We start from the raw sequence: 10,296 nt of genomic DNA, 5'->3' as shown, positions 1-10,296 counted from the left end.
ACAGGGGTACTGACGCGCGAGCAGGCGCGCGAGCTGCTGCAGGCCTTCTGGATCAAGTTCAACAACCAACCTGCGCCGCCAAAGGTCGGCGTCACCGCTTTGGAGAGCAGCACCTACACCGACTTTTGCCTCATCAACCTTGGGGGAGTGGATGAGGACGGCGCTGATGCGGTCAACGAGCTTTCCTACCTCCTCCTGGACGTGATCGAAGAAATGCGCCTTTTGCAGCCAAGCTCCATGGTGCAGATCAGCAAGAAGACGCCGGAGCAGTTTCTCCACCGTGCCTTGCAGATAGTGAAGACCGGCTTCGGGCAGCCCTCCATCTTCAACACCGATGCCATCATCCAAGAGCTCGTGCGCCAGGGCAAATCTTTGGTGGACGCCCGTAACGGCGGCGCAAGCGGCTGCGTGGAGGCCGGGGCTTTCGGCAAGGAGAGCTACATTCTGACCGGCTACTTCAATCTGGTAAAGATTCTGGAAATTACGCTGAACAATGGGCGTGATCCGCGTACGGGCCAGCTCATCGGTCTGCGCACCGGCGAACCGGAGAGCTTTGCCACCTTTGACGATTTGTTTGCCGCCTACAGCAAACAGGTGCGGCATTTCATCGATGTGAAGATCAAAGGCAACCGCATCATTGAGCGCCTCTACGCGCACTACCTGCCCGCCCCGTTTCTCTCGCTGCTCATCGATGACTGCATCCGCAAGGGCAAGGACTACCAGGACGGCGGCGCGCGCTACAACAGTTCCTACATCCAGGGGGTGGGACTTGGCAGTATCGCCGACTGTCTGGCAGCCCTGCGGTACCACGTGTTCGACCGTCACACCTGCACCATGGGCGAGCTGCTCACTGCGCTGGCGAACAACTTCGCCGGCCACGAGGTGCTGCGCCAGCGCCTCGTGCATCAGACGCCCAAGTACGGAAATGACGATGACTATGCAGACGAGCTGGCGGTGCGCGTGTTCAACCTGTTCTTTGACGCCGTAGATGGCCGGCCGAACACCAAAGGCGGGCACTACCGCATCAATCTCTTGCCCACCACCGTGCACGTTTACTTTGGCAGCGTGACCGGGGCTACTCCAGATGGGCGAAAGGCCAGCGAGCCGCTCTCCGAGGGCATTTCCCCGGTACAGGGGGCAGACCGGCGCGGCCCCACGGCAGTACTCAAGTCGGCAGGCAAGATTGACCACCTGCGCACCGGTGGCACCCTGTTGAACCAAAAGTTCACGCCACAACTCCTGGCCGACCAGCGGGGCATTGCTGCGTTGGCAGCTCTCATCCGCGCCTACTTTGCCATGGACGGCCACCACGTGCAGTTCAACGTCGTCACTGCCGACACCCTGCGCAGGGCGCAAAGGGAGCCGGAAAAGTACCGCGACCTGATCGTGCGCGTGGCTGGCTACAGCGACTATTTTGTGGACCTGAGCAGCGAGCTTCAGAACGAAATCATCCGCCGCACTGAGCATACGGCCTTTTGAAGTAGTGAGCACCTGTCCGGCCAGAACAGACAGCAGAGGGAGCAGCAATGTTTGATGCAGAGGTCTACGTGCAGCGACGCAAGGCACTCAAGAAGAAGATGGGCTCCGGGCTTCTCCTCTTCCTGGGCAACGACGAGTCGCCCATGAACTACCGCGCCAACACTTACCCCTTTCGGCAGGACAGCACGTTCCTGTACTACTGGGGCCTTGACTTCCCGGGCCTGGCTGCGGTGATCGACATCGATGCCGACCAGGAAGTGCTGTTCGGCGACGACTATGGGGTCGACGACATTGTCTGGATGGGACCGCAACCCTCCATGGCCGACCGGGCAGCGCAGGTGGGAGTGAGCACGGCCAGGCCTCTGGCCGAGCTGGAAAAGTGGACGCAACGCGCCTTGCAACAAGGACAAAGGATTCACTACCTCCCGCAGTACCGGAGCGAGAACCAACAAAAGATCGAGCAGCTTACCGGAACGCGCGCCGCATGGGTCAACTCCTCGTGCTCGCGGGAGTTCGTGCGCGCCGTGGTGGCACAGCGCTCGGTCAAATCGGCACAGGAAGTGGCGGAGATTGAAAAGGCGCTGGCCATCAGTCACGAGATGTACCAGCAGGCCGTGCGCTTGATCGCCCCAGGCCTCTACGAACGAGAAGTGGTGGGGCCGATCGAAGGGTTGGTCCAGGCACGGGGTTCCATGACCGCCTTCCCCACCATCTTCACCACTCATGGGGAGATACTGCACGGCCACTCGCACGCTCACCGCATGGGGGCAGGGCAGTTGGTGGTGTTCGATTCCGGCGCCGAGTCACCGAATCACTATGCCAGCGACATCACCAGGACCTACCCGGTGAGCGGCAAGTTCACCCCTTTGCAGAGGGACGTTTATCAGGTGGTGCTGGCCGCGCAGGAGAAAGCCATCGCCATGATGGCCCCGGGGGTAGCGAATCGCGATGCCCACCTCGCCGCCGCGCGCGTCATTGCCGATGGCCTCCGCCAGTTAGGCTTCATGAAAGGCGACCCGGACGCCGCAGTGGAAGCTGGCGCCCATGCACTGTTTTTCCCACACGGCCTGGGCCACATGCTCGGCCTGGACGTCCACGACATGGAAAACCTCGGCGAGGACTATGTGGGGTACGACGACGAGTTCAAGCGCAGTGAGCAGTTCGGCCTGGCCTACCTGCGCTTGGCCAAGAGACTGCAGCCCGGCTATGTCCTCACCGTGGAGCCGGGCGTCTACTTCATGCCGGAGCTGGTTGCGCAATGGAAGGCGGCCAAGAAGCACCGCACATTTATCAACTACGAGCGAGTGCAGCGCCATCTCGGCTTCGGTGGCATCAGGATCGAAGACGACGTCCTCATCACCCGCACTGGCCATCGGGTGTTGGGCAAACCTATTCCCAAGACGGTTGCGGAAATCGAAGCGTACATGCAACGCTGACGGGAGCTGTGCACGCCAGGGGAAGTCTCCTCTTGGCTCACTGAAGCGAAGGTGACAGGAAGTTGATGATCCAGCGAGTGTGTGTCTTCTGTGCTTCGAGCAGCAGACTTGACGAACGCTATCTCCGTCCTGCCTACGAACTCGGCCAACTCTTGGCAGAGCAAGGGATTACGCTCGTCTACGGCGGGGGCGCAGTCGGTTTGATGGGTGCCGTTGCTGACGGCGCTCTGTCGCGCGGCGGGCGTGTCGTAGGGGTGATTCCGACTTTTATGGTCGAAAGGGAGTGGGCGCACAAGAGGGTGAGCCAGCTGGTAGTGGTGCAGACGATGAACGAGCGCAAAGAGCAAATGCGCGCCCAGGCCGACGCTCTGGTAGCATTGCCAGGTGGTTCCGGCACGTTGGAGGAGTTACTGGAAGCGATTTCGCTGAAGCGCCTCGGCCTGTACCTTGGCCCCATCGTAATGCTCAACACGTGCGGCTTCTTTGACCCCTTGCTGCAGCTTTTCGAGCGATGTATTGCCGAGCGCTTCATGGACCCCCGCCACCGTCAGATGTGGACCGTAGTCGATGAGCCGGCGGAAGTGCTGGAGGCCATCAGGCAGGCGCCCCCTTGGCCGAGCGGCGCTGTGCAGTTTGCCGCGGTGTGAGGGCGTGGGCACTTGTCCGGGCGGCACTCAACAAGGCACCCGCACGGCTGTCGCTGCGCTCGTCTTCCTTCACGAAAGGCGAAAAGGCACATGCGCACAACATGTCTTTTGCACGGAGTAGTGGTAGCGCTGGTTTTCCTCTGCAACACGGGCAGCTTTGCCCAGATGATGAGTGAGGCAGAGGACCTGGCCTACGCGGACAGGCTCTTCACCGACAAGTTCTACGACTTGGCGGCGCTGCAGTACCAGCGCTATGCCGATCGCTTCCCCACAAGCCCCAAGGCGCCGCAGGCCCTGTTGCAGGCCTGTCGTGCTCTGTTCTTATCCGGGCAGCACGAGGCAGCGCTGCGCACCGGGCGCGATGCCCTGCTCCGCTTTCCCGGCTCCGCTCTCCTGGACCAGTTCCTCTTCCAGCAGGGCCAAGCCCACGAAGCCCTCACCCAGCTCCACGATGCGGCGTTGGCGTTCGAGCGCATCACGGCCTTTGTCCCGGGCAGTTCCTTAGCACCAGAGGGCCTGCTGCGTGCCGCGCGCCTGTATCAGCACGCTGGCGAGTATGACGACTGCGAGCGTGTGGCCGGCCTGCTGCTGGACAAATATCCCACCAGTCCGATGCGCGAAGAGGCGCGTCTGTTACTGGCCACGGCGGGGTTCCATCTTGGCCAGCTCGAAGAAGCGCTTGCCGAAGCCGAAAAGTTGATCACCCCGGACCTCAAGAAAGGCACGACTGTCCGAGCCTTAGCGTTGAAGGCAGAAATACTCGATCGCCTGGGCCAGTTCACGGAGGCAGAGCGGATTCTCAGGCAGGTAGCCGAAGCAACAGCCGACTCGACGGCAACTGCCACTGCTGCCTTCCGCCTGGGGAAAGTCCTGCAAGGTCGCGGCGAGTACGCCCAATCGGCTCGCTTTGCGGAAAGGGCCGCCCAGTTTGCCACCGACAAGGAACTGAAAGCGCGCTCGGCTCTGCTCAAGGCCCAAAGTCTGCTGCAGGCCGGCTCAGCAAATGAGGCCCTGGCGGCGTTTGCGTTGGCCAGTTCTCTGGCGCCGGGGGACTCCCTTCGCGCGGAGGCGTGGCTTGGTGCGGGTAATGCCGCATTGCAACTGGCGCAATTCGCCACTGCGCGCCAGCACTTTGATGCGGTGCGCGCCCTCCCTGTCGGCGAGCGACTGGCCAGCGAGCGTACTATTGCTGCCGCCACCATCGGCGCGATGCGCGCCTCGGCTTCCCTGGGAGAAGCGGAGGCGGCACACCAGCGTGCCGCCCAGTTCACCGCCCGCTTTCCCAACAGCCCCTTTCTGGACGACATTGCCTTTTTCGATGCCCAGCTCGGTCAAAAGGACGCAGGTTGCTCCACGCAGAGGATCCACAAACTCCTCGGGTTTCTCACCCAATTCCCGCAGAGCCAATTCGCGGACGAGGTGTCCTTGAGCTTGGCGCGCTGTTACCAAGACCTCGGCGACCCCGCAGCGGCAGCCGATGCCTACGAGGACTACGCCCGCCAGTTTCCGGCATCACCCTTGGCTGATGAGGCAGCGTACAAAGCCGCTTTGCTCCGTTCCTTTCTTGTTGCTGATTACCGCAAGGCCTCATCGGCCCTGGCGCTGCAAGTGGTGCGTCTGGCCAGCGGCCAAGAGGAGGAACGAGTGCCTGTAGACGTGGGCTCGCTGTACCTGGAATCGCTGCGGGACTATGCCACTGCCCGTGCACTCTACCGGCACTTCTACGCGCAGGACACCAGTGCCGCCTCGGCCAAGCTCTTGCTGAGCCTGGCGACGTGCTACCATGGCCTGGCTGCCTCAGCCTATCTCTCGGCCGAACAGAGTTCCCTCGCTGGGCTGGTGGACACTGCTGCCGCTTTCTATCGCAAGGCCATCGCCACCTCCAGTGATGCCCAAGAGCGGGTTGGTGCGGTACGCGGGCTCATCGGCCTGCGGAGAATGACCAAGCTCTCGCCCGGTGACGTGCCGCGCTGGCTGACAGATTGCGACGCGGGGCTGGCGCTCGTCCCTGCCCAGAGTCCCCTGCGCGCAGAGTTGCTCGCGGAGAAGGCCAGTCTGCTCCTTGAGCGAGGGCCACAAGCCGACAGCCTGACCCTCGTGGCTCGCACCTTTGCCGCCGACGCAGCCCGCCTTGCTGGTGACGACGAGCTGCGCGCCCGCTGTCATTGGCTGGTGGCGCAGTTGTCGCTGGCCGCCCGCGACACAACAGCGGCTGCGGCTGCGCTGAACGCCATCATCGACCACCTGCCGCGCACCCGGAGAGGAGCCCAGGCCATGATGTTGGCTGCCACCTTGGCTGAGGCAGGCAAGCGTCTTGGCGAAGCAGAAAAACTGTACGATCGAATCCTCAACGACTGCGCCTATGCGCCCGTGGCGGACAGCGCCGAGGTGCGGCTCGCCGACCTTCTCATACGCCAGGGGAAACATCAGGCAGCCGCCGAGCTCCTCGAGCGCGCGCGGGAGAAGAGAGCAAGCGACGTTTCGCTTTCTGTCGCGCCAGATGTTGAACCACCGGAATTGAAACTCCGCCTGGCTTTGGCGTACCACCATCTTGGCCGCTCGCAAGAGGCGGAGGCTTTGCTTGTGGAATTTGTGCGCGAGGCAGCGACGCACCCCCAGGCTGCGCAAGTCCTCGCCCTTCTTGCTACCATGGCCGAAGACAGAGGAGACAGCCAGCGGGCCCTCAACTTTTTGCGTCAGGCAAGTTCACTGCCAGCTGCTTCGGCGAGCGCAAAGCTCTCGGCTCGACTCCGCACAGCTGACCTCCTCTTTCGCGATGGCGACTATCGCGCTGCCGCAGCCGCATACCAGGACTTGATCAAGGACGCGGCAACAGACTCGGTGCGACGAGCGGCCTGGCCCAAGCTGGTCATCTCCCTCTTCAGGATCGATGACCGGGCCCGCGCCATCGCCGAGGCGGAAAAGTATCTCAAGGCATTTCGTGATGACGCCAACCGCGCCCTTTTTGCCTATGAGGAAGGCGAGTTCTTTCTCCGCCAGAAGGACTTTAAGCAGGCCGAGAAAGCCTTCCGCGCGGCGCGGGATGTGAAAAACGCGGAGACGGCGGCGTGGGGCGACATTGGATTGGGCAAGCTCTACCTCATCATGAACCAGCCGGACGAGGCGCTGAAGATCCTCGCGGGCGTACCCACGAAGTACCCGGACAACCCCCTGACGGCCACCGCGTACGTGAACTTGGGCGACTTTTACTTCAAGAACGGGCAGTTTGAGAACGCGTTCCTTGCCTTCCAGAAGGCGTTGGCGGTCCCGCGCATAGACCGTCCCTATCGCGCGCTTGCCTTGGGCTACCTGATCGATGCAGCGGATCGCTTAGGCATGTGGGACCGGGCCATCGCCTTTGCCCGCCAGTACCTGCAGGAGTTTCCGCGCGCCGACGACGCCTTCACGCGAAGGATGCAGATAGGCACCTGCTTGAAGAACCTCAAAGAGTACGACCGCGCCATAGAGCACTTTCGGGACTTGAAACGCTTTGCCAGCAGGGAGGCCGAGCCCGAAATCCAGTACTGGATTGGCAAATGCTACCTGGAAATGGGCAGGTATGCCGATGCCATCGTGGAGCTCATGAAGGTCAAGTACCTCTCTCCGCCGTCGAAGCTCCCTTGGGGCGTCACCGCGATGTACGAATCGGGGCTGGCATACATGCGGCTTGGCAAACTGGACGATGCGCGCCGTATCTTTGAGCGCATCGAACGCGAAGAGGGCAGCACCAGCAGCTTTGGCCGAGTGGCGAGGGAGCGAATCAAGGAGATAGACCAGAGGAAAACAGGCCAGTCCGGGTAGCGGGAAGCTGCGGCGGTCTTACGGAAGGCTCCTCTTCTCCATGAGGAGCCCCGCCAGCAGGCATGGCCGCGCCGGTGGCGAACCTCTGGCAACCGAGTGCGGATGAATTGCTGCAAGAGCCAGAGTGAAGAATGGTGACGAGTCGTTCATGAGCGAAAGGGAAGAGCACCAGGACGGCCCCCAAGGGCAGGAGAGCGTTCGCCTTGACAAGTGGCTCAAGGTGGCGCGCATCTTCAAGACGCGCGCGCAGGCGGCCAAGAGCTGCGAAGAAGGCAAGGTCAAGGTGAACGGCCAAGTGGCAAAACCTGCCAAGGCAATCCGGGTGGGGGACACCGTCACCGTGAAGCACAAGCACCTCTATCGCACGTTTGACGTGCTGCAGGTGACGGCGAAAAGCCTTTCAGCCGAAAAGGCCCGCGAACTGTACCGCGAGCATCAGCCAGAGCTCTCCCCAGAATCGCAGGAGCTTTTGGAACTCTACCGACAAACACGGCGGATGCGCCCGCCCTTCAAGGGCCGTCCCACCAAAAAGGAGCGGCGCCGCCTCGAGCGCTTGCGCGGGTGGTAGCCCCTTCACTCACCAGTTGCCAGTCATCAGGTACTCGTGCATCGCGTTGGCGGCACGTCTTCCCTGTCCCATGGCCAGGATCACCGTTGCTGCGCCCAGCACGATGTCGCCGCCAGCGAAGACCCCCCGCTTGGAGGTCTTGCCCGTGTGCTCGTCGATGATGATGCCCCCCCACTTGGTGACGGCAATGTCCGGCGTGGTCTGAGGGATGAGTGGATTGGGACTATTGCCGATGGCGACGATGACCGCGTCCACCTCCATGATGAACTCCGAGCCAGGCACAGGAACCGGACGCCTTCGCCCCGATTCGTCTGGCTCTCCCAACTCCATCTTGATGACCTCCAGCCCCTTCACCCAGCCGCGCTCGTCGCCCAACACACGCACAGGGGCCATGAGCAGGTGAAACTCGACGCCCTCTTCCTTGGCGTGCTCGATCTCCTCTAACCGCGCCGGCATTTCCTTCTCCGAGCGCCGATAGACAATAATCGACCGCTCTGCCCCCAGGCGGAGCGCCGTTCGCGCAGCGTCCATGGCCACGTTCCCGCCGCCAATGGTGGCCACTCTTTTGAAAGGGAAGATGGGCGTGTCTGCCTCAGGAAAATCGTAGGCGCGCATCAGGTTGGCACGAGTGAGGTACTCATTAGCCGAGTAGACCCCGAGGAGGTTCTCGCCCGGTATGCGCATAAAATTCGGCAAACCGGCACCGGTGCCCACAAACACGGCGTCATACTCTTGAAGAAGTTCATCAAGGCTTCTGGTCTTCCCTACGACAAAGTTAGTCCTGAGGGTAACACCCAGGCGAGTGAGATAATCGACTTCGGCTTCGACGATGGCCTTTGGCAGACGGAACTCAGGGATTCCGTAGACGAGCACCCCTCCTGGCTTGTGCAGCGCCTCGAAGATGGTCACCTCGTGTCCGCGGAGGATGAGGTCGCCAGCCACGGTCAGCCCTGCCGGCCCGCTCCCCACCACTGCCACGCGCTTGCCAGTCTTCGGCGGCAGAGTGGGCAATTCGACAGCGCCGTGCTCGCGCTCCCAGTCTGCCACAAAGCGCTCCAACTTGCCGATACCCACGGACATCTTCACGTCCTTGTGGCTCTTGGTCAAGGTACACTCTTTTTGGCACTGCTCTTCTTGGGGGCAAACACGGCCGCACACGGCTGGCAGCACATTCTTTTCTTTGATGCGGCGGGCGGCGGCCACAAATTCTCCTTGCTCGATGAGGCGGATAAACCCAGGAATATCGATCTCCACTGGGCACCCTGCCACGCATGGTCTGGTCTTGCATTGCAGGCAGCGTTGCGCCTCGCGGATGGCCTGCTCCGGCGTGAAGCCTAACGGCACCTCCCTCTGGTTCTTGATGCGCTCCTTGGGGTCTTGCTCTGGCATGCGTTGCGGCGGGATCTGCAGCCGCTGCTTTGGAGTCAGTGTCTGTTCCATACCGTTCTCATGCCCTCGCTTTTTTCTCCGCCCAGTACCGTTCCAGTGCCTTACACTCCAGCTCCTTGTACATGCCCAGCCGCTTTTCCATTTCGTCCCAGTCGACCTGGTGGGCATCGAACTCCGGACCGTCGACGCAGACGAACTTGGTCTTGCCGCCGACGGTCACGCGACAGCCGCCGCACATGCCCGTGCCATCGATCATGATGGTGTTGAGGCTGGCAATGGTGGGGATTTGATGCGCCGCGGTAAGCTTGCTCACCATCTTCATCATCACCGCCGGCCCGATGGCAATCACCAGGTCGATCTTGCGGCCCTGGTGGATCAGCTCTTGCAGTGCGTCGGTGACAAAGCCCTTCTTGCCATAGCTTCCGTCGTCGGTGGTGATGATGACCTCATCGCTCACGCTGCGCATCTCTTGTTCCAGAATCAGCAGCTCCTTCCTGCGCGCGCCCAGAATGGAAATGATGTAGTTGCCTGCGGCGCGCATGGCCTGCGTAATGGGGTAGATAGGCGCAATGCCAATGCCCCCGCCGACACTGACCACCGTGCCCACCTTGGTGATGTGCGTAGGTGAGCCAAGGGGACCGACTAGGTCCACCAACTTGTCGCCGACCTCCTTTTCGGCTAACTCATAGGTGGTCTTCCCCACGCTTTGGGAGATGAGGGTGATGGTGCCTGCCCGGGGGTCGGCATCGGCAATGGTGAGGGGAATACGCTCGCCCAGGGGATTGACACGGATAATGACAAACTGTCCAGCCCGCCGCTTCTCGGCAATCTCCGGTGCGTACACCACAAAGCGGGTCACGTCTGGGGCGAGCACCTCTTTGCTGACGATCTCGTTGAGCTCCATACCGGTTCCTCTTCTTCCGTCCAGCTGCGCTCCTGCACTCTACCGCACGAGGGATGGAATATAGCAAAACCG

The 10,296-nt window shown here is 61.8% G+C and carries 7 protein-coding genes; 5 read left to right on the top strand and 2 right to left on the bottom strand.

Annotated elements, in window-relative coordinates; genetic code table 11:
- The 5 genes from H5U38_03485 to H5U38_03465 all read left to right on the top strand — a co-directional run.
- Positions 1-1,479: formate C-acetyltransferase/glycerol dehydratase family glycyl radical enzyme (locus H5U38_03485; protein ID MBC7186078.1), on the top strand; the 1,479-nt coding region annotated here is incomplete at its 5' end.
- 47 nt (positions 1,480-1,526) lie between these two features.
- Positions 1,527-2,915, top strand: coding sequence for an aminopeptidase P family protein (locus H5U38_03480; GenBank protein MBC7186077.1), 1,389 nt, complete (start codon positions 1,527-1,529; stop codon positions 2,913-2,915).
- A gap of 65 nt (positions 2,916-2,980) precedes the next feature.
- The gene (locus tag H5U38_03475) at positions 2,981-3,562 is read left to right on the top strand and encodes a TIGR00730 family Rossman fold protein (GenBank protein MBC7186076.1); all 582 of its coding nucleotides are present in this window, start codon (positions 2,981-2,983) and stop codon (positions 3,560-3,562) included.
- Positions 3,563-3,652: 90 nt separating this feature from the next.
- Positions 3,653-7,363 carry a tetratricopeptide repeat protein gene (locus H5U38_03470; GenBank protein ID MBC7186075.1) on the top strand — a complete coding sequence of 1,237 codons (3,711 nt, stop codon included), beginning with the start codon at positions 3,653-3,655 and terminating at the stop codon, positions 7,361-7,363.
- Between the two features lie 124 nt (positions 7,364-7,487).
- A complete protein-coding gene (locus H5U38_03465; protein MBC7186074.1) occupies positions 7,488-7,931 on the top strand; it encodes an RNA-binding S4 domain-containing protein in 444 nt (147 codons plus the stop codon).
- A 9-nt stretch (positions 7,932-7,940) separates the two neighbouring features.
- On the opposite strand, the gene gltA is transcribed toward H5U38_03465, so the two are convergent.
- Both gltA and H5U38_03455 read right to left on the bottom strand, forming a co-directional pair.
- Positions 7,941-9,371: an NADPH-dependent glutamate synthase gene (gltA, locus tag H5U38_03460; protein MBC7186073.1), complete on the bottom strand. Its 1,431-nt coding sequence runs from the start codon at positions 9,369-9,371 to the stop codon at positions 7,941-7,943.
- 7 nt (positions 9,372-9,378) lie between these two features.
- Positions 9,379-10,224, bottom strand: coding sequence for a sulfide/dihydroorotate dehydrogenase-like FAD/NAD-binding protein (locus tag H5U38_03455; protein ID MBC7186072.1), 846 nt, complete (start codon positions 10,222-10,224; stop codon positions 9,379-9,381).
- Between the last annotated feature and the right edge of the window lie 72 nt (positions 10,225-10,296).

This window comes from Calditrichota bacterium, assembly GCA_014359355.1.
Lineage (GTDB): Bacteria > Zhuqueibacterota > Zhuqueibacteria > JANLFK01 > Oleimicrobiaceae > Oleimicrobium.
This window is presented reverse-complemented; position numbering and strand designations above follow the sequence as displayed.

Bases quoted from the DNA above. Each gene is read 5' to 3' on its own strand.
- H5U38_03470 (MBC7186075.1), top strand. From the start codon at position 3,653: ATGCGCACAACATGTCTTTTGCACGGAGTAGTGGTAGCGCTGGTTTTC.
- gltA (MBC7186073.1), bottom strand. From the start codon at position 9,371: ATGGAACAGACACTGACTCCAAAGCAGCGGCTGCAGATCCCGCCGCAA.
- H5U38_03455 (MBC7186072.1), bottom strand. From the start codon at position 10,224: ATGGAGCTCAACGAGATCGTCAGCAAAGAGGTGCTCGCCCCAGACGTG.
- H5U38_03475 (MBC7186076.1), top strand. From the start codon at position 2,981: ATGATCCAGCGAGTGTGTGTCTTCTGTGCTTCGAGCAGCAGACTTGAC.
- H5U38_03480 (MBC7186077.1), top strand. From the start codon at position 1,527: ATGTTTGATGCAGAGGTCTACGTGCAGCGACGCAAGGCACTCAAGAAG.